The sequence below is a fragment of the Alicyclobacillus suci genome, from assembly GCF_017329615.1.
Classification (GTDB): Bacteria; Bacillota; Bacilli; order Alicyclobacillales; family Alicyclobacillaceae; genus Alicyclobacillus; species Alicyclobacillus suci.
The window spans coordinates 57943-78696 of the sequence record NZ_JAFMTW010000009.1; the positions used below are offsets into that span (position 1 = coordinate 57943).

The 20754-nt window shown below is 52.5% G+C and carries 37 protein-coding genes; 2 read left to right on the plus strand and 35 right to left on the minus strand.

What is annotated here, in order from left to right:
• Nucleotides 1-21: 21 nt before the first annotated feature.
• From J3482_RS06835 to J3482_RS06845, 3 genes are all read right to left on the minus strand, one after another.
• On the minus strand, nucleotides 22-696 hold the full coding sequence (locus tag J3482_RS06835) for an SGNH/GDSL hydrolase family protein (RefSeq protein WP_223204222.1): 675 nt from the start codon (nucleotides 694-696) through the stop codon (nucleotides 22-24).
• A 161-nt stretch (nucleotides 697-857) separates the two neighbouring features.
• On the minus strand, nucleotides 858-1757 hold the full coding sequence (gene rocF / locus J3482_RS06840; RefSeq protein WP_146823976.1) for an arginase: 900 nt from the start codon (nucleotides 1755-1757) through the stop codon (nucleotides 858-860).
• A 12-nt stretch (nucleotides 1758-1769) separates the two neighbouring features.
• Nucleotides 1770-2435 (minus strand): stage II sporulation protein M, encoded by a 666-nt coding sequence (locus tag J3482_RS06845; protein ID WP_206922218.1) that lies wholly within the window; start codon nucleotides 2433-2435, stop codon nucleotides 1770-1772.
• Between the two features lie 123 nt (nucleotides 2436-2558).
• Between J3482_RS06845 and pdaB the strand changes: the two genes are divergently transcribed.
• Nucleotides 2559-3251 carry a polysaccharide deacetylase family sporulation protein PdaB gene (pdaB, locus tag J3482_RS06850; RefSeq protein WP_438938561.1) on the plus strand — a complete coding sequence of 231 codons (693 nt, stop codon included), beginning with the start codon at nucleotides 2559-2561 and terminating at the stop codon, nucleotides 3249-3251.
• A 193-nt stretch (nucleotides 3252-3444) separates the two neighbouring features.
• Nucleotides 3445-4101: a spore germination lipoprotein GerD gene (gerD, locus tag J3482_RS06855; protein ID WP_146823973.1), complete on the plus strand. Its 657-nt coding sequence runs from the start codon at nucleotides 3445-3447 to the stop codon at nucleotides 4099-4101.
• A gap of 72 nt (nucleotides 4102-4173) precedes the next feature.
• On the opposite strand, the gene salA is transcribed toward gerD, so the two are convergent.
• From salA to rpsS, 32 genes are all read right to left on the minus strand, one after another.
• The gene (gene salA / locus J3482_RS06860) at nucleotides 4174-5280 is read right to left on the minus strand and encodes an iron-sulfur carrier protein/transcriptional regulator SalA (protein ID WP_146823972.1); all 1107 of its coding nucleotides are present in this window, start codon (nucleotides 5278-5280) and stop codon (nucleotides 4174-4176) included.
• A 116-nt stretch (nucleotides 5281-5396) separates the two neighbouring features.
• A complete protein-coding gene (locus J3482_RS06865) occupies nucleotides 5397-5861 on the minus strand; it encodes a hypothetical protein (protein ID WP_146823971.1) in 465 nt (154 codons plus the stop codon).
• Between the two features lie 7 nt (nucleotides 5862-5868).
• Nucleotides 5869-6678 carry an N-acetylmuramoyl-L-alanine amidase gene (locus J3482_RS06870; protein ID WP_223204221.1) on the minus strand — a complete coding sequence of 270 codons (810 nt, stop codon included), beginning with the start codon at nucleotides 6676-6678 and terminating at the stop codon, nucleotides 5869-5871.
• Between the two features lie 141 nt (nucleotides 6679-6819).
• On the minus strand, nucleotides 6820-7212 hold the full coding sequence (gene rpsI / locus J3482_RS06875; RefSeq protein WP_021296648.1) for a 30S ribosomal protein S9: 393 nt from the start codon (nucleotides 7210-7212) through the stop codon (nucleotides 6820-6822).
• Between the two features lie 15 nt (nucleotides 7213-7227).
• Nucleotides 7228-7671, minus strand: coding sequence for a 50S ribosomal protein L13 (gene rplM / locus J3482_RS06880; RefSeq protein ID WP_206922219.1), 444 nt, complete (start codon nucleotides 7669-7671; stop codon nucleotides 7228-7230).
• 93 nt (nucleotides 7672-7764) lie between these two features.
• Complete coding sequence (gene truA, locus J3482_RS06885) at nucleotides 7765-8559, minus strand: tRNA pseudouridine(38-40) synthase TruA (RefSeq protein ID WP_146823969.1); 795 nt, start codon at nucleotides 8557-8559, stop codon at nucleotides 7765-7767.
• Complete coding sequence (rplQ, locus tag J3482_RS06890; protein ID WP_021296645.1) at nucleotides 8556-8927, minus strand: 50S ribosomal protein L17; 372 nt, start codon at nucleotides 8925-8927, stop codon at nucleotides 8556-8558. The genes truA and rplQ overlap by 4 nt, the downstream gene beginning before the upstream one ends.
• Nucleotides 8928-8963: 36 nt before the next feature.
• Nucleotides 8964-9902 carry a DNA-directed RNA polymerase subunit alpha gene (locus J3482_RS06895; RefSeq protein WP_021296644.1) on the minus strand — a complete coding sequence of 313 codons (939 nt, stop codon included), beginning with the start codon at nucleotides 9900-9902 and terminating at the stop codon, nucleotides 8964-8966.
• A gap of 63 nt (nucleotides 9903-9965) precedes the next feature.
• Entirely contained in the window at nucleotides 9966-10592 is a 627-nt protein-coding gene (rpsD, locus tag J3482_RS06900) for a 30S ribosomal protein S4 (protein WP_021296643.1), read from the minus strand.
• A gap of 92 nt (nucleotides 10593-10684) precedes the next feature.
• Nucleotides 10685-11095, minus strand: a complete 411-nt coding sequence (gene rpsK / locus J3482_RS06905) for a 30S ribosomal protein S11 (RefSeq protein ID WP_021296642.1) — start codon at nucleotides 11093-11095, stop codon at nucleotides 10685-10687.
• 16 nt (nucleotides 11096-11111) lie between these two features.
• On the minus strand, nucleotides 11112-11480 hold the full coding sequence (gene rpsM, locus J3482_RS06910) for a 30S ribosomal protein S13 (protein WP_021296641.1): 369 nt from the start codon (nucleotides 11478-11480) through the stop codon (nucleotides 11112-11114).
• Nucleotides 11481-11641: 161 nt separating this feature from the next.
• Entirely contained in the window at nucleotides 11642-11755 is a 114-nt protein-coding gene (gene rpmJ / locus J3482_RS06915) for a 50S ribosomal protein L36 (RefSeq protein ID WP_021296640.1), read from the minus strand.
• Nucleotides 11756-11815: 60 nt separating this feature from the next.
• Nucleotides 11816-12034 (minus strand): translation initiation factor IF-1, encoded by a 219-nt coding sequence (infA, locus tag J3482_RS06920; RefSeq protein ID WP_021296639.1) that lies wholly within the window; start codon nucleotides 12032-12034, stop codon nucleotides 11816-11818.
• Nucleotides 12027-12356, minus strand: coding sequence for a KOW domain-containing RNA-binding protein (locus J3482_RS06925; protein ID WP_223204220.1), 330 nt, complete (start codon nucleotides 12354-12356; stop codon nucleotides 12027-12029). Before J3482_RS06925 ends, infA begins: the two co-directional genes overlap by 8 nt.
• Nucleotides 12357-12363: 7 nt before the next feature.
• The gene (locus J3482_RS06930) at nucleotides 12364-13014 is read right to left on the minus strand and encodes an adenylate kinase (RefSeq protein WP_206922220.1); all 651 of its coding nucleotides are present in this window, start codon (nucleotides 13012-13014) and stop codon (nucleotides 12364-12366) included.
• A gap of 26 nt (nucleotides 13015-13040) precedes the next feature.
• Complete coding sequence (gene secY, locus J3482_RS06935) at nucleotides 13041-14333, minus strand: preprotein translocase subunit SecY (protein WP_146823968.1); 1293 nt, start codon at nucleotides 14331-14333, stop codon at nucleotides 13041-13043.
• A gap of 1 nt (nucleotide 14334) precedes the next feature.
• On the minus strand, nucleotides 14335-14778 hold the full coding sequence (gene rplO, locus J3482_RS06940; RefSeq protein ID WP_146823967.1) for a 50S ribosomal protein L15: 444 nt from the start codon (nucleotides 14776-14778) through the stop codon (nucleotides 14335-14337).
• Nucleotides 14779-14803: 25 nt separating this feature from the next.
• Nucleotides 14804-14992 carry a 50S ribosomal protein L30 gene (rpmD, locus tag J3482_RS06945; RefSeq protein ID WP_146823966.1) on the minus strand — a complete coding sequence of 63 codons (189 nt, stop codon included), beginning with the start codon at nucleotides 14990-14992 and terminating at the stop codon, nucleotides 14804-14806.
• A 13-nt stretch (nucleotides 14993-15005) separates the two neighbouring features.
• Nucleotides 15006-15503, minus strand: a complete 498-nt coding sequence (rpsE, locus tag J3482_RS06950) for a 30S ribosomal protein S5 (protein ID WP_146823965.1) — start codon at nucleotides 15501-15503, stop codon at nucleotides 15006-15008.
• Nucleotides 15504-15524: 21 nt separating this feature from the next.
• Nucleotides 15525-15884 (minus strand): 50S ribosomal protein L18, encoded by a 360-nt coding sequence (gene rplR, locus J3482_RS06955; protein WP_146823964.1) that lies wholly within the window; start codon nucleotides 15882-15884, stop codon nucleotides 15525-15527.
• A 30-nt stretch (nucleotides 15885-15914) separates the two neighbouring features.
• A complete protein-coding gene (gene rplF, locus J3482_RS06960; protein ID WP_146823963.1) occupies nucleotides 15915-16454 on the minus strand; it encodes a 50S ribosomal protein L6 in 540 nt (179 codons plus the stop codon).
• A 24-nt stretch (nucleotides 16455-16478) separates the two neighbouring features.
• Nucleotides 16479-16877 carry a 30S ribosomal protein S8 gene (gene rpsH / locus J3482_RS06965; protein WP_021296630.1) on the minus strand — a complete coding sequence of 133 codons (399 nt, stop codon included), beginning with the start codon at nucleotides 16875-16877 and terminating at the stop codon, nucleotides 16479-16481.
• Between the two features lie 27 nt (nucleotides 16878-16904).
• Nucleotides 16905-17090 (minus strand): type Z 30S ribosomal protein S14, encoded by a 186-nt coding sequence (locus J3482_RS06970; protein WP_021296629.1) that lies wholly within the window; start codon nucleotides 17088-17090, stop codon nucleotides 16905-16907.
• A gap of 26 nt (nucleotides 17091-17116) precedes the next feature.
• Complete coding sequence (gene rplE, locus J3482_RS06975; protein WP_146823962.1) at nucleotides 17117-17659, minus strand: 50S ribosomal protein L5; 543 nt, start codon at nucleotides 17657-17659, stop codon at nucleotides 17117-17119.
• A gap of 27 nt (nucleotides 17660-17686) precedes the next feature.
• The gene (gene rplX / locus J3482_RS06980; RefSeq protein WP_081654096.1) at nucleotides 17687-17998 is read right to left on the minus strand and encodes a 50S ribosomal protein L24; all 312 of its coding nucleotides are present in this window, start codon (nucleotides 17996-17998) and stop codon (nucleotides 17687-17689) included.
• A 46-nt stretch (nucleotides 17999-18044) separates the two neighbouring features.
• Complete coding sequence (gene rplN, locus J3482_RS06985; protein ID WP_021296626.1) at nucleotides 18045-18413, minus strand: 50S ribosomal protein L14; 369 nt, start codon at nucleotides 18411-18413, stop codon at nucleotides 18045-18047.
• Between the two features lie 29 nt (nucleotides 18414-18442).
• Nucleotides 18443-18706 carry a 30S ribosomal protein S17 gene (rpsQ, locus tag J3482_RS06990; protein WP_040441301.1) on the minus strand — a complete coding sequence of 88 codons (264 nt, stop codon included), beginning with the start codon at nucleotides 18704-18706 and terminating at the stop codon, nucleotides 18443-18445.
• 33 nt (nucleotides 18707-18739) lie between these two features.
• The gene (gene rpmC / locus J3482_RS06995) at nucleotides 18740-18937 is read right to left on the minus strand and encodes a 50S ribosomal protein L29 (protein ID WP_021296624.1); all 198 of its coding nucleotides are present in this window, start codon (nucleotides 18935-18937) and stop codon (nucleotides 18740-18742) included.
• The gene (rplP, locus tag J3482_RS07000; RefSeq protein WP_021296623.1) at nucleotides 18924-19361 is read right to left on the minus strand and encodes a 50S ribosomal protein L16; all 438 of its coding nucleotides are present in this window, start codon (nucleotides 19359-19361) and stop codon (nucleotides 18924-18926) included. The genes rpmC and rplP overlap by 14 nt, the downstream gene beginning before the upstream one ends.
• Nucleotides 19362-19364: 3 nt before the next feature.
• Complete coding sequence (rpsC, locus tag J3482_RS07005; protein ID WP_146823961.1) at nucleotides 19365-20048, minus strand: 30S ribosomal protein S3; 684 nt, start codon at nucleotides 20046-20048, stop codon at nucleotides 19365-19367.
• Between the two features lie 6 nt (nucleotides 20049-20054).
• Entirely contained in the window at nucleotides 20055-20405 is a 351-nt protein-coding gene (rplV, locus tag J3482_RS07010; protein WP_021296621.1) for a 50S ribosomal protein L22, read from the minus strand.
• 32 nt (nucleotides 20406-20437) lie between these two features.
• On the minus strand, nucleotides 20438-20719 hold the full coding sequence (gene rpsS / locus J3482_RS07015; RefSeq protein WP_021296620.1) for a 30S ribosomal protein S19: 282 nt from the start codon (nucleotides 20717-20719) through the stop codon (nucleotides 20438-20440).
• Between the last annotated feature and the right edge of the window lie 35 nt (nucleotides 20720-20754).

Sequence of the window (20754 nt, forward strand, 5' to 3'; positions counted from 1 at the left end):
GCCTGAGTCAAGTCCAGATGGTCAAGCCCGGTTGCGTTGCCGGATACCTTTTCGCTTTTGTCGGCTTGCCTTTGCCCGCTGCAGTGTCCGAAAGAAGCCCTGATACAGCGCATGGTGCCCTGCGTCTGTCGGATGAATGGGGTTTTTGTATAAGCGAATATCCCGAAACTGGCCACTTTTGTAGTGTTCGACATAATCCGCCTCGTGCCCGCGAAACGCCCGTGAAGCATCAAAGACGTGTAGCCGGTGGTGCGCGGCGACCTTGCGAATCATGTCGTTGTATGTCTGTGTGATACGCTCTGCCAATTCGAAATTCGGGAAGGGATTATAGAGGGTGGCAATCACGAATGTGTTGTACGGGCGGTTTGCGCGTTCGACAATTTCTTCAATTTCGCTTTGCGACCGCTCACACACCTGTGCAATCCGCTCAGGTTTACCGGTCAATAATACGGGTGCACCGCGGAGTAAATCGTTGCCGCCAATCATCAGCGTGACGATTTCCGCCTCGTCGTAGATACACTGAGGCACCTCAGGCAGTGACTTGTTCAATTGTCGTGACGTCCAGCCAGGTTTCGCCTGAACGTGCAGACTGACGCGTGCGTTGCGCGCTAAGTGTCTACGAAGTCGCTCAGGATAGCTTAAATCCGGTGAAGTCGCTCCATATCCATATGTAATGGAGTCTCCGAGTGCAAGCATCAGCACAAAGTTAAACCTCCCCTAGTCGCGATAAGGTATCACCTCATAAACTATGGGCGAGGGCTTGCACACGTCACTACACCGGTCTAGAAAACCGCTACGTCCCACGCGTGAAAGCGCTGCCTGGGACGCATGTGCGACACTAGCCTACCGATTGGTTTTTACAACACAGTTTTGCCAAACAGCGATTCGACCAGTTCGACAGCCATCATCGCCGTTCGATTACGCTCGTCCAAAATCGGATTTACTTCGACGACGTCGACCGAGACCAAGGCATCCGACGAAGCCAGCATTTCCATCGCCAAATGTCCCTCCCGATATGTCACGCCGCCGTACACCGGCGTGCCGACACCAGGGGCAAACATGGGATCCAACGCGTCAAGGTCTAGACTCAGATGAATCCCATCCGTTCCGTCTGTGGCAATTCCAATCGCCTCCGTCATAACTTTCGCCATGCCCCGCCGGTCAATCTCCGCCATCGTGTAGCAGCGAATCCCCGTCTCGTGAATCAGTTTCGCCTCATCTGCGTCGATAGAGCGAATGCCAACCAACACCACGTTTTCCGGCTTGACCTTTTGCTTTAGTCCCCCAATTGCCAACAAATCCTCATGGCCATAGCCCAGGCTGACCGCCAGAGGCATTCCATGAATATTCCCGGACGGCGTCGTCTCCGACGTGTTCATATCCCCGTGCGCATCAAACCAAATGACGCCATAATTTGCGCTGGACTGCGCCATGCCTGCCAAGCTGCCAATGGCAATGCTGTGATCGCCACCGAGAATAATTGGAATGTGACCTTCCGTGACGACTGTGCTGACAATGTTGCACAAGTTCTTCGACACCTCCGTCACCTCGTGGAGGTAGCGAAGTTTTGTATTTTGATTTTGCTCCTTCATCTCTGGCGTGGGCACATTGATATTCCCGAGGTCTTGAACCGTGTAGCCAAGCCCCTCCAACGCTGCACTCAGCCCAGCGTAACGAATCGCACTGGGCCCCATGTCGACGCCGCGGCGCCCCTGTCCCAAATCGGAGGGCACACCAATAATCCGCAACTCTTTCATCGCAAACGCTCCTCAATGATGTTTTAAGTTTGGTATCCCCCAATGAAGGAGATGGGGGGTGATGGCAGATTCGATGAGTGCCGCAATAACTAACATTCCCCAGATGAACGGCAGACTACACGCCGTGCGCAGCAGTGCGAACAAAAGTGGACGCCTTGGACTTTGGACATTCACAGCAGAATCCACGCGATTGCCCGCAGTTTCGAGGCGCCGCCGAAACGCGCGCGCAATCGCGCGGATAACCGCCATGCCGTTGGCAATGCCTAAAGCTGCAGCCCACACAATGGCCGCCAATTCGATTACGCCATGTGGCAATAACCCAAAGACAATGGTCTTCCACGCGGGCACACCCTGCTCTGAGACGACGAGTGACACCGCGTAACCGCTTAACAGTCCGTTTATCCACATCGAATATGCCGGGAAGATGCCGAACACCAAACCAAAAATGGAAAGTTCCGTGGCCGCATTATGCAAGAAAATTCGCCAAAACTCCTGAACCCATGACAAACTGCCTCCGGAGTCAACACTTCGGACGAGTTCTTTCATCATCGGGGCGATTTGATTCTTGATATCGGCGGGATTGAGCCAGCCGACTAGGAATCCTAGGACGAGGAGAACGATAACCAAAGCGACGTAGATGCGCATCTCCGACCGGTAGGCGAGTGTAGGTTTTTGCAATCTATCCTCTCCCTTGTATACCTTGCTGTTTCCACGCAAACACTTTCCCGAGAGAACAAAGGAGGTCTTGAAAACATGTTACGACTTCGACGCGCTGTACTGTGTTCACTATTCACCGCAGTGATGACTGTAGGCAGCCTGTTTGTGTCAGATCTGCCCACCACCCACGCAGCAACCAACGCACAACCCAAGGCAATTTACAAAGTCGACACCGATAAAAAAGTGGTTGCTCTCACATTCGACATTTCTTGGGGAAACAAGGTTCCCGAACCGGTGCTCGACGTATTGAAAAAAGAGAAAGTGACGAAAGCCACATTCTTTTTAAGCGGGCCGTGGACGTTACACCATCCTGAAATCGCCAAACAAATCAAAAATATGGGGTACGAAATTGGGAATCACGGCAACCTGCACAAAGATTTTTCGCGTTACCCGGATAGCTGGATTCGCGAACAGGTTTCCATTTCCGAAAAATCCATTCAGCAGGTAACCGGTGTAAAGACAAAACTTATCCGTACCCCAAACGGCGACTTCAATCCACGTGTCATTCGCTGCCTCAACAGCATGGGATACACAGTCATTCAGTGGAACACAGACTCTCTTGACTGGATGAACCCTGGCACAAAAAACATTGTCAACCGTGTGACCAAGCGGGCCGTGCCTGGGGACATAATTTTGATGCACGCCAGCGACTCGTCTAAACAAATTGTTGAAGCACTTCCACAAATCATTGACCAACTGCGCAAGGACGGCTATCAGTTTGTGACGGTCTCCGAACTGCTGGCCAATGCGAAAGTCTCCTCTTCCATCGTACGCTGACCGATTGGCGTTCAGTCGTTTGCGATGTACAGGCTTACATTTACAAATGCATATGGCCGCGGACAACCGCGGCTTTTGTCGTTGTTATCATACCCTACCGAATCTCGCCAGACAAACCATTCACCCGCCTGGATAGCGGGCGCAAAGTCGTCACATATTATCATTGACAAGTTGGACATCGGGGGGATTTAGCGTGAATAGACGACGTGCCATCATCTCCGTGCTGTCCCTCACCGCCATCATCGTCACGGGCTGTGGTATTTCCAATGCCAGTGCCGATACGAGTGGTGCCGGAAACGCAGATTACGGCCAGACCAAACAAATGGTCATCGATATCCTAAACTCGAAGGATGGACAGCAGGCATTATTGGATACACTGAAGAATCCGCAGGTCAAAAGTGAACTCATCGCTTCGCCGCAGGACGTGCAACAAGCGTTGACGAAGGCCATTGAATCGCCGCAGACGCAAAAGTTCCTCACGGAAGGCGCAAAAGATCCAAAGTTTGCCGCTGCATTGGCCAAAGCAGCACAACCTGAACTCAAAACCACTGTTCAACAATTGATGAAAGAGCCCGACTTTCAAAAAGATATGCTCGTCCTCTTGAAGTCGAACGATTTTACGAGCAATCTGGAAGCGCTCATGAAAGGACCAGATTTTCGCAACACTTTACAGGGACTTATCCTCCAATCCATGAGCTCTCCAGCGTTCCAAATGCAGTTTCAAAGCGCGGTTCAGAAGGCCGTTCAACAGTCGATGCAACAGGGACAAGCTGGCTCTGGCGGCGGTAGTGGTGGTGGAAGTAGCGGGGGAAGCCAAGGCGGATCAAGCGGCGGTGGTTCTTCCTCATAGACTAGCGCAATTAAAAAGAGCACCTTCGATAAGGAAGGTGCTCTTTTCTGATTTATTTGTCATATACCGCAATCACGCGTTTCGTTGAAGTGGCTGGGTCTTCACACCAAGCCGCATACCAACGCGTTCAGCCAACTGCCGATATGCTTGGCCCTGTAAAGACGACTCGTCAAATAACGGATCCTTTTGCTTATCCAAGTTCGCAATCGGAATCTCAATTAACAGTTCCGTATTTAACTGGGAAGCGACTTGCTCGCCACCCCCACGACCGAAAATATAAGCGCGCTCGTCGGAATCGTCGAACTGGAAGTAAGCCATATTCTCGACGACCCCAATGACCTCGTGGTTGGTCCGCACACCCATCAGCCCAGCGCGCACCGCGACCGCGGAAGCAGCCGCCTGCGGTGTCGTGACAATCAACTGCTTACTATTTGGCAATAACGAGTGAACGTCGAGTGCCATATCCCCAGTCCCTGGTGGCAAATCGAGTAACACCACATCAACGTCACCCCAATGTACTTGACCAAAGAAGTTCCGCAGCATTTTGCCAAGCATTGGTCCACGCCACACCACCGGTGTGTCTTTTGGCACAAAAAATTGCATGGAAATCAGTTTGACGCCTTCCACCTCTATCGGCATGATGAGTTCATCAATCACCGTTGGTTTCTTATCCTGCACACCAAAGATGGCAGGAATGCTAAATCCATAGATATCGGCATCAATCACCGCTACCCGGACACCTTGTCGAGCCAATGCGACGGCCAAATTCGCAGTGACTGTCGACTTCCCAACGCCGCCTTTTCCAGATGCAATCGCGAGGAACTGAACCGGTTTGTCTCCGCGCAAGAGTGCCGGAACCGCTTGTTGTTGTGGTGCTGCAGTTGACCCCGTGTTCTCACCGCGTACCTTAGCTGTAAACGCAGCGCGTTGCTCATCGGTCATATGGCCAATCTGCACGTTGACTTGTTTAACGCCCGGGAGGGAGAGAATACGCTCTTCGACTTCCTTTTCAATAATGGTGCGCAACGGGCATCCGCGAATCGTCAATAATACCTCGACGTTCACTCTTCCCTCTTCGATCTCGATGTTCTTCACCATGTCCAATTCCACAATGCTTTTATGGACCTCGGGATCTTCAACGTCCCGCAATACGTCTAATACTTGTTCCTTCGTGACCACATCGTTCGCCTCCAAACGAAGTTGTTGCCCTCATGCTGTCATCCAGTGTACATCAATGAGGACTGGAAACCAAACGACGCAAAAGATACGGGAAGGAAGTGGAAGGCCCTCACAAACTACCGTGTCTCGATGATATCAAAGCGCGGATGCTTACCAGACGCCAGCCACAATAATTCAAACTGTACCGGAGGATTCTTAGGACCTACAAACCACATGGATTGGCCCGCCTGAAGTGTAAATGGGGCTGAGCGAATTTGCGAAGATCGTGTTGGCCAAGCGCGGGGCGTCGATTGCCCCACATCGAGCACCGGCAGTGATTCACCGCTGAGGGATTTCAGAACCACGTGCGAAAGCGTGCTCCCCGAACGATTCTCCACTTGATAAATAGGTTTGCCGAACCACATCTGACCCGTGTCCGTAAGTACGAGATACTGTGTCAGTTCTGTCGCTTCATGGCCAATTGCCACAGGCTGACTGTCCGCTTCTGCAGAAGAAGCGGACCACACGGTCCCAAAGGTCGCCAGCCCACAGGCAAGAACCACACCACAGACGATATTCCACCAACGTTTCCGCTGTTGCAACGCGAACTCATCCCCTAGGAGACACGATGTCGTTACTCGACGAAGTCCTCCCTGTTGTCTGTCCACCGTCGTAATAACGACGCAACGCAATATACATAGCAAGGGCTACCTTATCTTGGTAGCTGGGCTGCTGCAACCAGTGTGCCTCATTTGGATTCGTAATAAACCCAATCTCCGCTAATACCGTTGGACCGTCAATCCGCTTTAATAAATACAAAGTCCGATTCGACTGAATGCTGCGTTTTGTGGGAAGTAAAGTTTCCTGAAACGTCTGTTGCATCACCGTCGCCAACTGTTTGGCGTGTTCATTGTCCTTTAAATACAAAACCTGTGCCCCGTGCCAGGCGGGCGAAGGAGCGGCATTACAGTGAATGGAGACAAACGCGTCAATCTTCTGGCGCTTGGTCACCTCAAAACGCCCACGCAAATCGCCGAGATGTCGGCGTCGATTTCGTTCATCTTCATCGGAAGCTAAATCCGTATCCGTCATTCTCGTCGTGACGACTGTCGCACCCGCTTCTTGCAAGTACCACGTCAATCGATGCGCGACCGCAAGTGTAATCTCCTTCTCATGAACGCCGGCGACACCTCTGGCGCCCGAATCTTTTCCACCATGCCCCGCGTCAACCACAATCACCTTACCGATTAAACCTGGGCGGAGCGGTGTAACACCCTCTATCTCTTCATTCGTACGCGACGTACCTGTCGCTGATGCGGCAGATGCCGTTTGCGGGCTCACCCACCCAATCAAACTGACCACTACGCATGCCAGGCTCATCCACGCCGCGAAACCAGACTGCCACTTGTGACCCCTCATCCGCTTTCGCTCCTTCGCTGAGAGTGAATGATCACAGTGTGCGCAGTCGGTGAAAAATCATGAACAATGCGCACCAATCGCTTTACGCACGCAAAAAGGCAGCGCAATACTGCGCTGCCTTCCAAACTATATCACCGCAAATTAACGCTTGGAGAACTGTGGTGCACGACGTGCAGCCTTCAAGCCGTACTTCTTCCGTTCCTTCATGCGTGCATCGCGCGTGAGCAGACCGGCCTTCTTCAAGGAGCCGCGGAGCTCAGGGTCAACCTTCAGCAATGCGCGGGCAATACCGTGACGAATTGCACCTGCTTGACCTGACATGCCGCCACCGTAGACATTGGCGTGTACATCATACTGCCCCAATGTCTCCGTCAAGAGCAACGGCTGCTTCACAATCAACTTCAGAGTCTCAAGACCGAAGTAATCGTCCATCGTGCGCTTGTTGATATGAATGTTTCCATCGCCAGGAACCAAACGTACACGGGCGACAGACGTTTTGCGTCGCCCAGTGGCCATATACTGTAAACGAGCCAAGATTCTGTCCCTCCCTTATTCCTGAATGCCAGGTGTAAACGGCACAGGTTGTTGTGCTGCATGTGGGTGCTCAGGTCCTGCGTAGACCTTAAACTTCTTCAGTTGCGCACGTCCCAAAGAGTTGTGCGGCAACATACCACGAACAGCGTAATATAGTACGCGCTCAGGATGCTTTGCCAGCATTTCTGCCGCAGTCGTCTCTTTCAATCCGCCCGGATATCCAGAGTGGCGACGATACTTCTTGTCGTGCAGTTTCTTACCGGTAAATTCAACTTTATCGGCGTTAATTACAATCACGAAATCTCCGGTGTCCACATGTGGTGTGAACTCTGGTTTATGTTTACCACGCAAGATGGAAGCGATATGAGTTGCAAGTCGACCTACACGCCAGCCTGCAGCATCAATCACATACCACTTGCGTTCAACGCTGCCTGGCTTAGCCATATACGTCGTACGCATGTTAGGGTTCCCTCCGAATCGATGATTTGACCATTGACAGTAACGGGGAGTCAGCGGGTCAAATATACCTGCATAATTTTAATCCATGTGCACTTATAGATCAAGTACTCGACCACCGTAAACGATTGGATATTCCACGTTCCACAGACACAAGCCGTGCGCAGGGGCTGTCCGACCCGCTGCCTCTCTGGACCTGGCGGCCAGAATATCCGGCAACCGTTCCGCCGAGATGGAACCCAACCCCACATCTACCAACGTCCCTGTAATAATCCGCACCATATATTGCAGAAACCCGCTGCCCGCACAATAGAGATACAAGTCCTCACCAGACGCTTCGATGCAAAGCTGGTAGATAATCCGCACCTTATTCTCTTGAGGGGCAGCAGCCGCACAGAAACTCGTAAAATCGTGCTCGCCTACCAAGTGCGCTGCAGCGCGTCGCATTGCCGCAATGTCCAGCGCCTCGGGCACGTGCCAAGAAAACCGGTACTTGAACACATCCGGGAGATTCCCTCGAAAAATATGGTACCGATACGTCTTGCGAACAACCGAGAAGCGGGCATGAAATGTCGAGTCGACCTGAGATGCGGAGATGGGAATAATATCGTTTGGAAGGCGTCTGGATAACACGTGTACAATCCTATCCGCCGGTGGTCCATACGGCAAATCAAAATGAACCACTTGAGCGCGCGCATGAACACCCTTGTCCGTTCGGCCAGAACCATGAACCTCAATGCTCGTACCCAGCAAATTGGACAACGTGTCCTCCAAGACCCCTTGTACAGTCCGTAGACCCTTCTGACGAGCAAAGCCGTGGAAGTCCGCCCCGTCGTACGAGACGACAAGGCGAATGCGCCCTCCACGGCTTTCAACAGACTTGGTACTCATTGAACGAGTTCAATCTGTACCATCGGAGCCGCATCACCACGACGAGGTCCGATTTTGACAATGCGTGTATAACCGCCATTGCGTTCTTTATAGCGATCAGCGAGAACGCTGAACAGCTTTTGAATCGCATCCTGGTTCTGTTCATCACCGTTGTCGAGGTGCTCACGACGGACGTACGATGCCACCTGACGGCGTGCGTGCAAGTCACCGCGCTTTGCCAACGTAATCATCTTGTCAGCAATTGAACGCAGTTCCTTTGCCTTCGCTTCGGTCGTTTGAATGCGCTCATACAATACGAGATCCGTAACCAAACTACGGAATAACGCTTTACGGTTCGAAGACGTACGGTTCAGTTTACGATAAGCCACGATATTCCCCTCCTTCGCAGGATTCAGCCACCGTCGTCAGTCGTCATCTCGCAGGCCCAAACCGAGACCTTCAAGCTTCTCGACGACTTCCTCCAGCGACTTGCGTCCCAGATTGCGAACTTTCATCATTTCCTCTTCAGAGCGTGAGCAAAGTTCAGCGACTGTATTGATACCCGCGCGCTTCAGACAATTGTAGGAACGCACCGACAAGTCGAGTTCCTCAATTGGCATATCCATCACGCGATCATTCTGCGTACTTTCCTTTTCGACCATCATATCGGTATCTTTACCGCGATCGGTCAGTCCTACGAAGAGCATCAAGTGATCCGTGAGAATCTTGGCCCCGACACTGACAGCCTCGTCCGGAGCGATACTGCCATCCGTCCAAACTTCGAGTGTCAGTTTGTCATAGTCCGTCACTTGACCTACACGTGTGTTTTCCACAGAGAAATTCACACGCGAGATAGGCGCGTACAATGAGTCGATTGGAATTAACCCAATTTCCTGTTCCTCCGGTTTGTTCCGATGCGCAGGTACATAACCGCGGCCACGGCCCGCGCGAAGTTCCATGTAAACCCTCGCGCCTTCCGTGAGCGTTGCGATGTGCAAATCCGGATTCATGATGTCTACATCCGAATCGGCTCGAATGTCAGCGGCCGTGATTGCTCCCGGATGATCCGCGTCGATGATAAGAACTTTCTCTTCGTCGGAGTGAATTTTGAGCGAGAGCCGTTTGAGATTGAGAATCACCTCAGTGACATCTTCAACAACGCCCGGAATCGTGGCGAATTCGTGAAGTACGCCCTCAATCTTTATCGACCGAACGGCTGCTCCAGGAATAGAAGACAGCAAAATTCGGCGCAAAGAGTTTCCGAACGTCGTACCATAACCACGCTCCAGAGGTTCACAGACGAACTTGCCGTAGTTCTCTGTCTGTTCTACAATCTCAATCCGCGGCTTCTCTATTTCAATCATTCATAATCCTCCTTGTCGACGCTCGGAACCTGCCGGTCCATCCGTGCCTATGCCGCAACCGGATTACCGCGAGTAGTGCTCGATAATCATTTGCTCTTCGACTGGCGTGTCGATTTCTTCGCGCGCAGGCTTGCGCAGAACCTTACCGCTGAGGTTTTCAGCGTCCAGTTCCAGCCACGCCGGAATCGTGCGGCTGCTCAACAGTTCGATGAGTTCCTTGACGCGACCTGCCTCACGGCTCTTCTCACGAACTGCAATGACATCTCCCTCGCGAACGAGGTAGGACGGAATGTCGACGCGGCGACCGTTCACGCTGAAGTGACCGTGGCGCACCAACTGACGAGCTTCCTTGCGGGATGCAGCCATACCCAGTCGATAGACGACGTTGTCGAGACGGCTCTCGAGCAATTCCAATAGATTTTCACCAGTAACACCACGACGGCGACTAGCTTCCTCATAGTAACGTTCAAACTGACTTTCCAAAACTCCGTAGTAACGGCGAGCCTTTTGCTTTTCGCGCAGCTGCTGACCGTACTCCGAATTGCGTTTGCGACCTTGTCCATGCTGACCAGGTGCGTATGGCCGTTTGTCGATAGCACATTTTTCACTGAAGCAGCGGTCGCCCTTCAGATAGAGCTTAATGCCCTCGCGACGGCATAGACGGCACACTGGCCCTGTATATCTTGCCATTCTAGTGTTGACACCTCCAATTTCTTGTATACCCACGTTACATACATAAAACGAGTAAAACTCGTTCAAATTACTTCGTTAGCGCAAATCGATTATACGCGGCGGCGTTTCGGCGGGCGGCAACCGTTGTGCGGAATTGGCGTAACATCGCGAATCCCACTCACTTCGAGACCAGCCGCTTGAAGCGCGCGAATAGCGGCCTCACGACCTGCTCCAGGCCCTTTGACAGCGACTTCGACAGACTTCATACCGTGCTCCATCGCTGTGCGCGCAGCCGTCTCCGCAGCCATCTGAGCTGCGTACGGCGTGCTCTTACGGGAACCTTTAAACCCAACGTTACCCGCGCTGGACCAAGAAATTACGGCACCAGTCGGGTCCGTGATACTTACGATAGTATTGTTAAATGTGGAACGGATGTGTGCCACACCTGCTTCGACGTTTTTACGATCACGACGGCGCGGACGAGCAGTCGCCCCACGACGTCCTGCTTTCACCTTTGGCAAACGTTACACCCCCTAATTACTTCTTCTTACCTGCGACAGTACGACGAGGACCTTTGCGCGTACGCGCATTTGTCTTCGTACGTTGACCACGGACTGGCAAGCCACGACGGTGGCGAACGCCACGGAAGCTACCGATTTCCGTAAGCCGCTTAATGTTCATAGCAATTTCACGACGCAAGTCGCCTTCAACTTTGTGGTTCTTCTCGATCTCGTCGCGAAGACGCACAACTTCTTCTTCCGTCAGTTCGTTCACACGACGGTTAGGGTCAATTCCGGTCTCAGCCAAAATCTTGTTCGACATCGTGCGACCAATGCCATAGATATACGTCAAGCCGATCTCGACACGCTTATCGCGTGGCAAGTCGACGCCGGCAATACGAGCCATGCTGTCTGTCCACCTCCAGAATGTCATCAAATCTATAGAAACACGTTCACAGTCCCATGTAAAAGGGCATCACGCAACGCGACACACGCGCCGGAGCGACGCCCTTCGGGAATCAGCCGCGCTGTGAACGTGGTAGTAACGCGATGCGAAAACTCTTTTACTCAACCTTGGCGTTGCTTGTGTTTCGGGTTTTCACAGATGACCATCACGTTGCCCTTGCGACGAATCACTTTGCACTTCTCGCAAATCGGCTTGACAGAAGGCCTCACTTTCATCTAGAACCCTCCTCACTTGCGGTATCATACCGCATATTGAAGTGGAATACCAGTCTCTTATCACTTGTAACGGTAGGTAATCCTTCCACGACTTAAATCATACGGGGAAAGTTCCACCGTGACCCGGTCTCCAGGCAAGATTTTGATGTAGTGCATCCGGATTTTTCCGGAGACGTGCGCCAAAATCTTGTGTCCATTTTCAAGTTCAACACGGAACATTGCATTCGGCAACGGCTCAATGACCTTGCCTTCGACTTCAATCACATCGTCCTTAGCCACGAAACGCGCCTCCTTCTGCGCTCTCTTCTACTGCTACCAAGCGCTCTTCTAAAAACTTGCGGACCGCATATCGCAACTGTGCATTGTTCACGCGCCCATCCAAGCGAAGCTTCTCAGCCACGTCTTCGGCAACGTACGCGAGCTTGCGAACATGCGACACATTCTTCTTCTTCGGCTTATCTGCCCGACGCACGGACCCATCTGCTATCAGAAGAAACTTGTCTTCCACATGTCCGACGACCACTGCCACGAGACCTGCGTCTCTGCCCTGAATGACTTCGACCATGGACCCTATGGCAGGCAACTCACGAGAATTCGTCAACGCAGGCTCACCCCTCAATAGCCCGTAGCACCTTCGACACGTCCTCAAACACCTTGTCGATAGGTTGTTCACCTTCGATTTGATGTAACAAGCCGCGATTCCGGTAGTAGTCAATCAGAGGTGCAGTGTGCTGATACTGCTCAAGGCGTATCTTCACCGCCTCCACCGTGTCGTCGGCACGCTGATAAAGCTCTCCACCGCAGCGATCACAAATCCCTTCCTGCTTCGGCGGCTGGAACACCGTATGATACGTCGCACCACAGTTTTTGCAGATGCGACGGCCGGTGAGGCGGGACAAAAGCACATCCTCATTGACGTGAATATATAACACCGCATCAATGGGGCGCTGCAATTCATCTAGCATCACGTCAAGTGCATTCGCCTGTTGCAACGTCCTCGGGAATCCGTCCAACAAGAAGCCGCGCTGTGCATCCTCTTCCTTGAACCGATTACGCACCACCTCAATCGTGATTTCATCCGGCACAAGCCGTCCACTATCGAGATAAGACTTCAGCGTATTCCCCAGTTCCGTACCAGAGGCCACCGCGCGCCGGAACATATCTCCGGTCGAAATGTGCGGGATGCCGAATGACGCCGTAATGCGTTCGGCTTGGGTGCCCTTCCCTGCACCGGGAAGGCCAACGAGTATCACTTGCACCTGAGATCCCCCTTAATTCAAACTTCTTATCGAATGAACCCTTTGTACTGCCTTTGCAGGAGTTGACCTTCCATCTGCTGCATCGTCTGCAAGGCTACACCGACGATGATGATGAACGACGTACCCGTAATCGAGACCGACGAGGTCAATCCAATACTCTGCAGCAAGACGTACGGCAACACAGCGATAAGTCCCAGGAATACAGAACCAAAAGTCGTGACGCGGTTGATGACCTTGACAATGTACAGTTCCGTATCGTATCCGGGACGCACACCTGGGATAAAACCGGCATGCTTCTGCAATTGTTCCGCAAGTTGCTGCGGATTGATTTGCACATGCGTATAGAAGAACGAAAACGCGATGATGAGCAGTACTTCCAGCACCATGTACCAGGTCGTATTCGGGCTCAGGTAACGCAGGATAATTCCTGCCCACGCATGTGTTTGAAAGTAGGATGCAATCGTGTATGGCAAAATCAGAAGCGACACGGCGAAGATAACTGGAATCACACCAGCCGCAATCACCTTAATTGGGATATACGACTGCTGACCGCTATACACGGTGCGGCCAACGACGCGCTTCGCATACTGGATGGGGATTTTTCGTTCCGCCTGTTGAATGCAGACAATGAGCACGAAGATGATAACAATCCCCGCAAGGAGGAGGAGCACCTTCAGAATGCTCAAGAACAGATGACCGGATTGCCCCATAAACCACTTTGTATAGACATCTTGACCAATGCTCGAAAAGCGGGCCAGAATACCGACAAAGATGATAATGGAAATGCCGTTCCCGACACCCTTCTCCGTAATCATCTCACCAAACCACATCAGCAGCGTATCACCTGTCGTCAACGCCAAGACGATGACGATATAGGACCACCAATTATCTGCACCAGGTAACAACAAGCCGCTCCGATGAAACATAAACGTGAATCCGACGGCTTGCAACAGCCCAAGGCCCACCGTCAGGTATCTCGTGATTTGCGTTAATCTCTGTCGCCCCGACTCGCCTTCCTTTTGCCACTCCTCAAAACGAGGAACGACACCGGACTGCAAGAGCTGGACGATAATCGACGCCGTGATATACGGCGTCACGCTCATCGCAAATATGGAAAACCGGTAGAACGCACCCCCAGAGAACATATTCAAGAGATTGAACAACTGGTTGGTGTCCTGCCCGGCGTTCAACGCACCGACGTTCATGCCGGGTACCGGAATGTACGAGCCAATCCGATACACGGCAATCACCATCAACGTAAACAAAATCCGATTGCGAAGATGTTTCAGTCGCCACAGGTTCAAAGTGGCCTGCCACACGTTAAATCACCTCAACGGTGCCGCCTGCTGCTTGAATTTTTTCCGTAGCAGCAGAGGAAAACGCGTGTGCCTTGACCGTCAATTGAACCTGTAAATCGCCCGTCCCGAGAACCTTCACACCATCGAGAGGCTCGCGAATCACACGCTGTTCCAACAACAATTCTGGCGTAACGACCGTCCCTGCCGGGAATTTCGCCAAGTCCTGCACATTCACTATCGCGTACACCTTGGCAAAACGCTTGTTGTTGAAGCCGCGCTTCGGCAGACGGCGGAACAACGGCGTCTGACCACCTTCGAAACCAATCCGTACCCCGCCGCCAGAGCGAGCCCATTGGCCCTTGTGACCACGAGTGGACGTCTTACCCATTCCGGAACTTGAACCACGGCCAACTCGCTTTCTGGAGTGGCGGGAGCCCGGATGCGCCTTCAGTTCGTGTAACTGCATCCTAAGACACCTCCTCTTCTAATCCTTACGCCTCTTGTTCTACAACTTCAACGAGATGCGAAATGCGCTTAATCATTCCGCGAATCACCGGTGTATCTGTGCGAACAACCGTCTGTTGCAATCGTGTCAAGCCGAGCGCCACCGCAGTCCTTCGTTGATTTTCCGGGCGGCCGACAGGGCTCTTTTTCAGCGTGATCGCCAATTTTTTAGCCATCTAGGCGGCCTCCTTAACCAAAAATTTCTTCGACGCTCTTACCGCGCAGACGAGCAACCTCATCCGCACGCTTAAGTTGCGCCAGAGCATCGAGGGTTGCGTGAACCATGTTAATCGGGTTCGCAGAACCCAAGGACTTGGTGACAATATCCTTGATGCCAGCGAGTTCGAGCACAGCACGTGCCGGGCCACCAGCGATTACACCGCTACCTTGTGGCGCCGGCTTGATAAGCACCCGTCCTGCCCCGAAACGACCGAGGCTCTCGTGCGGAATCGTGGTCCTCTTCATGGGTACGTGAATCAAATTCTTCTTTGCATCGTCAATCGCTTTGCGAATCGCGTCCGGAACTTCCTGAGCTTTCCCCATGCCCGCGCCCACGTAGCCGTTTTGGTCACCTACGACCACGAGTGCGGAGAAGGAGAAGCGACGGCCGCCCTTGACAACCTTCGCAACACGATTGACAGATACGACGCGTTCGGACAATTCGAGTTGATTTGGATCAATGCGCACGTGAACACCTTCCTCTCTTTATTAGAATTCGAGACCTGCTTCGCGAGCAGCGTCGGCTAAAGCCTGAATACGACCATGGTACAAGTAACCGCCGCGGTCAAACACGACAGACTTATATCCCTTTTCAATCGCGCGCTGTGCGACCATTGTACCGATTTTACGAGCGGCCTCTACGTTGCCACCGTTACCTTCAAAACCTTTTTCCGCTGTCGACGCACTCGTCAACGTGACACCGCTGACGTCGTCAATCAATTGCGCATAGATGTGCTTGTTTGAGCGAAACACATTCAGACGAGGGCGCACGGCGGTTCCGGATACACGTGAACGTACACGTACATGCCGGCGTTTACGCGCTACGTTGCGATTTGCCTTTGTGATCAAGCGTGTTCACTCCTTCCACGTCTCGTGAGATTACTTCTTACCAGTCTTACCAACCTTGCGGCGCACGTTCTCGCCTTCGTAGCGAATCCCCTTGCCCTTATACGGTTCGGGCGGACGAAGCTCGCGAACCTTGGCTGCATAAGAACCGACCAACTCTTTATCAATACCGCGAACGACCAGTTTCGTCTGCGCTGGAACCTCTACATCGATGCCATCCACCACCGGCAGTTCAACCGGGTGCGAGAAGCCCAGTGACAAGGTCACCTTCGCCCCCGACTTCGCGGCGCGATAACCGACGCCGACCAAATCCAGGCTCTTCGTGAACCCATTGGTCACGCCTTCCACCATGTTCGCGACAACGCTGCGAGTCGTTCCGTGCAACGCCTTGTGCTTCTTATCGTCGCTTGGACGCTCCACGCGGATTTCTGAATCCTCAACAATAACCTTCATGTCCGGATGCAACGCGCGTGCCAGTTCGCCTTTCGGCCCTTTCACACGAATGTTCGATCCGTCCAGTTTTACTTCGACACCGGCGGGAACCGGAATCGGTTTACGTCCTGTGCGGGACATACATACACCTCCAATCCTACGGGTTTACCAGATGTAGCAGAGCACTTCGCCGCCAATACCTTGTTGGCGTGCTTCGCGATCTGTCAAAATACCCTTGGACGTCGAAAGAATCGCAACGCCCAGGCCACCAAGGACACGCGGAATGTTGTCATGATTGACGTACACGCGCAGACCTGGTTTACTAATACGCTTCAAACCGGTGATGACGCGTTCCTGACCTTTTCCGTACTTCAGGAACAGACGAATCACACCCTGTTGATTGTCATCAACGAACTCCGTATCGCGCACATAACCCTCATTCTTGAGAATCTCCGCAATGGCACGCTTGATGTTCGATCCCGGAATTTCTACCTTCTCATGACGCACTTGATTTGCGTTGCGAATGCGCGTCAACATATCCGCAATCGGATCGGAAATAATCATAATTCATTGCCCTCCTTCCCGATAAACTTACCAACTAGCTTTTTTAACACCCGGCAGCTGACCTTTGTACGCCAGCTCGCGGAAGCAGATGCGGCAAATACCAAACTTACGAAGCACCGAATGCGGACGCCCGCAGACACGGCAGCGCGTATAGGCGCGCGTGCTGAACTTCGGACGGCGCTGTGCCTTCACGACCATCGATTTCTTGGCCACAGTTTCTACCTCCTATCAGATTAGGGTTATGACCGACGGAACGGCATGCCCATTTCCGCGAGCAACGCCCGTGCCTCTTCGTCCGTCTTTGCCGTCGTAACGACAACGACTTCCATGCCACGAACCTTATCAATCTGGTCATAGTCGATTTCTGGGAAAATCAATTGCTCACGAAGTCCGAGGGTGTAGTTCCCGCGGCCATCAAATGCGCGCTCAGACACACCACGGAAATCGCGGACGCGTGGCAACGCAACATTCATCAACTTATCCAAAAAGTGATACATGCGCTCCCCGCGCAGGGTCACTTTCACACCAATCGGCATGTTCTCGCGCAGACGAAACCCAGCGATGGATTTCTTCGCCCGAGTGACGACCGGCTTTTGACCGGCAATCAACTGTAAATCGCTAATTGCACTGTCAATCACTTTCGGGTTCTGCGTAGCCTCACCGAGGCCCATGTTAATAACGACTTTCTCGACTTTCGGCACCTGCATCACATTCTTGTAACCGAATTGATTCATCAGTGCCGGCACCACATCACTGCGATACGTATCATACAAACGAGCCAATCGTGCAACCTCCCTTCACCTGGCTACTCAGTCCAAAGTTTCGCCAGACTTTTTGGCATACCGTACTTTCTTACCGTCTTCGAGAATCTTGAAACCAACGCGAGTTGGAGCACCCGTCTTCGGATCTGCAATCGCGACGTTCGAAACGTGAATTGGCGCTTCCTTCTCGACGATACCGCCATCCGGATTTGCAGCATTCGGTTTCGTGTGCCGTTTCACAACGTTGACACCTTCAACGATGACGCGTCCTTCACTCGGGAACACCTTCAAGATACGTCCCGTCTTTTGCTTATCCTTACCAGCGATGACGACGACTTTATCGCCAGCTTTCACACGCAACTTAGCCAAACTTGACACCTCCCGCATCAGCACAGTGCTATAGAAATTAAAGAACCTCTGGCGCCAGCGAGATGATCTTCATGAAGTCCCGGTCGCGTAACTCACGGGCAACGGGCCCAAAGATACGCGTACCACGTGGGCTCTTATCTTCACGGATAATCACCGCTGCGTTTTCGTCAAACCGAATATGTGAACCGTCATTGCGGCGGTAGCCACGCTTGCTGCGAACGATAACCGCCTTGACAACGTCACCCTTCTTGACAACGCCGCCGGGTGTTGCACTCTTTACAGACGCGACAATGATGTCGCCAATGTTCGCCGTCTTCCGGTTCGATCCGCCAAGCACACGGAAACACATAATTTCTTTTGCTCCCGAGTTGTCAGCGACGACCAGACGCGTTTGTGGTTGAATCATTTGGCATCCTCCCTTCGCTTAAGCAATCGTCAGATGATAACTGCCTTCTCGATGATTTCGACCAAACGCCAGCGCTTGTCTTTGCTCAGCGGGCGGGTCTCCATGATGCGCACGGTATCGCCAATCTTGGCTTCATTGTTCTCATCATGCGCCTTGAACTTTTTCGTACGACGAATCGTCTTGCTGTACAAACGGTGTTTCACGTTCTCTTCAACAGCGACAACGATAGTCTTGTTCATCTTATCGCTGACGACTTTCCCAATGCGTTCCTTACGTTCGTTGCGTTCCACGATGAACGGCCTCCTTTCTTGCGTGCATCAAATGCTTCAAACAATACCGAGTTCGCGCTGACGCAAGACGGTCTTGGCACGCGCGATGTCTTTCCGTACTTGACGGATGCGCATTGGATTCTCCAATTGCCCAGTCGCGAGTTGGAAGCGGAGATTAAACAACTCATCCTTCAGCTGGTCAATCCGACTCTCCAACTCTTCACTGCTCAAACCGCGGAGTTCAGTTGCCTTCATTTGCGTCACCACCCACTTCATCGCGAACAATGAACTTCGTCTTAATCGGCAGTTTATTCGCTGCCAAACGCATTGCCTCACGAGCGATTTCCTCACTGACCCCGGCGATTTCAAACATCACCCGGCCAGGCTTAACGACTGCGACCCACTTCTCCGGCGAACCTTTACCACTACCCATACGCGTTTCAGCGGGCTTCTGGGTGACTGGCTTGCTCGGGAAGATTTTAATCCAAACCTTACCACCACGACGCATATAACGAGTCATTGCGATACGAGCCGCCTCGATCTGACGGTTGGTAATCCACGCTGGTTCCAGCGCTTGCAAACCGTACTGACCGAACGCGATTTCGTTGCCGCCTTTGGATTGACCTTTCATCCGTCCGCGGAACTCTTTTCTGTGCTTAACGCGTTTCGGCATCAACATGGGTTACTTACCTCCTTCGACAGCGTCCTGCGGTTGCTCCGAAGCAGCCTTCGTGCGCTGCGGGAGGACTTCACCGCGGTAAATCCATACCTTCACACCAATACGACCATAGGTGGTGTGTGCTTCAGAAAGTGCGTAGTCGATATCAGCGCGCAGCGTGTGCAATGGAACCGTACCTTCCGAATAACCTTCGGTCCGCGCGATTTCCGCACCACCCAAGCGACCAGAGACCTGTACGCGAATACCCTTTGCACCAGCGCGCATCGAACGTTGAATCGCTTGTTTCAGCGCACGGCGGAAAGAGACGCGGCGTTCCAGCTGTTGTGCGATATTTTCGCCAACCAATTTCGCCGAGAGATCCGGGGCTTTAATTTCCGAGATGGAAATGTGAACTCGCTTGCCAGTCAAATTGTTGAGGCTGTTGCGAAGCGCATCGACTTCCGAACCGCCCTTCCCGATAACCATACCCGGCTTCGCTGTGTGCACCGTAACGTTAATACGGTTTGCAGCGCGTTCGATGTCAACAGATGCCACAGCGGCGTCCTTCAGACGACGAGCGACGTAGTTGCGGATTTTCAGATCTTCGTGCAGAAGGTCTTGATAATCCTTTTTATTTGCAAACCATTTCGCTTCCCAATCGCGAATGATACCGATTCGTAGACCAACAGGGTTAACCTTTTGACCCATTCCGCATTATCCCTCCTTTTTTTCCGCGACGACGACTGTGACGTGGCTGGTACGTTTGAAAATACTAAACGCACGACCTTGTGCACGGGGGTGGAACCGCTTCAGGGTAGGACCCTCGTCCACAAAAATCTCCTTCACGTACAGACGATCCGCATTCATATTGTGGTTGTTTTCCGCATTCGCGATGGCCGACTTCAAGACCTTCTCGACAACCGGAGATCCGGCACGCGGCGTAAACTTCAGAATCGCCAAAGCTTCCCGTGTGTCCTTGCCACGGATGAGATCGACCACAAGGCGCATTTTACGAGGCGCAATGCGAATGTACTTCGCAACTGCGCGGGTTTGCGTGGCTTCCATGCATCAAACCTCCTTACCTGTTAAAGTCCGAATTAGCGGGAACGAGATGACTTCTCGTCACCTGCGTGACCCTTAAACGTACGCGTCGGCACAAATTCTCCGAGCTTGTGTCCAACCATGTCCTCGCTCACGTAGACCGGAACATGTTTGCGGCCGTCGTGCACTGCGAATGTGTGCCCGACAAACTGCGGGAAGATGGTAGAACGGCGAGACCAGGTTTTAATAACCTTCTTCTCTCCAGCCGCATTCTGCGCTTCAACCTTCTTCATCAGGTGTTCATCACAAAACGGACCCTTCTTTAAGCTACGAGCCAATGTCGTGCGCCTCCCTTCCTAACCGTATCTATGCG

Bases quoted from the DNA above. Each gene is read 5' to 3' on its own strand.
- rpsD (WP_021296643.1), bottom strand. From the start codon at position 10,592: ATGGCAAGATATACAGGGCCAGTGTGCCGTCTATGCCGTCGCGAGGGC.
- rpmD (WP_146823966.1), bottom strand. From the start codon at position 14,992: ATGGCTAAAAAATTGGCGATCACGCTGAAAAAGAGCCCTGTCGGCCGC.
- pdaB (WP_438938561.1), top strand. From the start codon at position 2,559: ATGACTGTAGGCAGCCTGTTTGTGTCAGATCTGCCCACCACCCACGCA.
- J3482_RS06835 (WP_223204222.1), bottom strand. From the start codon at position 696: ATGCTTGCACTCGGAGACTCCATTACATATGGATATGGAGCGACTTCA.
- rpsH (WP_021296630.1), bottom strand. From the start codon at position 16,877: ATGATTATTTCCGATCCGATTGCGGATATGTTGACGCGCATTCGCAAC.
- rpmC (WP_021296624.1), bottom strand. From the start codon at position 18,937: ATGAAGGCAACTGAACTCCGCGGTTTGAGCAGTGAAGAGTTGGAGAGT.
- J3482_RS06870 (WP_223204221.1), bottom strand. From the start codon at position 6,678: ATGAGGGGTCACAAGTGGCAGTCTGGTTTCGCGGCGTGGATGAGCCTG.
- rplV (WP_021296621.1), bottom strand. From the start codon at position 20,405: ATGGAAGCCACGCAAACCCGCGCAGTTGCGAAGTACATTCGCATTGCG.
- rocF (WP_146823976.1), bottom strand. From the start codon at position 1,757: ATGAAAGAGTTGCGGATTATTGGTGTGCCCTCCGATTTGGGACAGGGG.
- rplM (WP_206922219.1), bottom strand. From the start codon at position 7,671: ATGCGTACGACGTATATGGCTAAGCCAGGCAGCGTTGAACGCAAGTGG.
- rpsC (WP_146823961.1), bottom strand. From the start codon at position 20,048: ATGGGTCAAAAGGTTAACCCTGTTGGTCTACGAATCGGTATCATTCGC.
- rplO (WP_146823967.1), bottom strand. From the start codon at position 14,778: ATGCAGTTACACGAACTGAAGGCGCATCCGGGCTCCCGCCACTCCAGA.
- rpsM (WP_021296641.1), bottom strand. From the start codon at position 11,480: ATGGCTCGTATTGCCGGCGTCGACTTGCCACGCGATAAGCGTGTCGAG.
- rplP (WP_021296623.1), bottom strand. From the start codon at position 19,361: ATGTTGATGCCGAAACGCGTTAAGCACAGAAAAGAGTTCCGCGGACGG.
- truA (WP_146823969.1), bottom strand. From the start codon at position 8,559: ATGAGTACCAAGTCTGTTGAAAGCCGTGGAGGGCGCATTCGCCTTGTC.
- rplN (WP_021296626.1), bottom strand. From the start codon at position 18,413: ATGATTCAACCACAAACGCGTCTGGTCGTCGCTGACAACTCGGGAGCA.
- rplF (WP_146823963.1), bottom strand. From the start codon at position 16,454: ATGTCCCGCACAGGACGTAAACCGATTCCGGTTCCCGCCGGTGTCGAA.
- J3482_RS06895 (WP_021296644.1), bottom strand. From the start codon at position 9,902: ATGATTGAAATAGAGAAGCCGCGGATTGAGATTGTAGAACAGACAGAG.
- rpmJ (WP_021296640.1), bottom strand. From the start codon at position 11,755: ATGAAAGTGAGGCCTTCTGTCAAGCCGATTTGCGAGAAGTGCAAAGTG.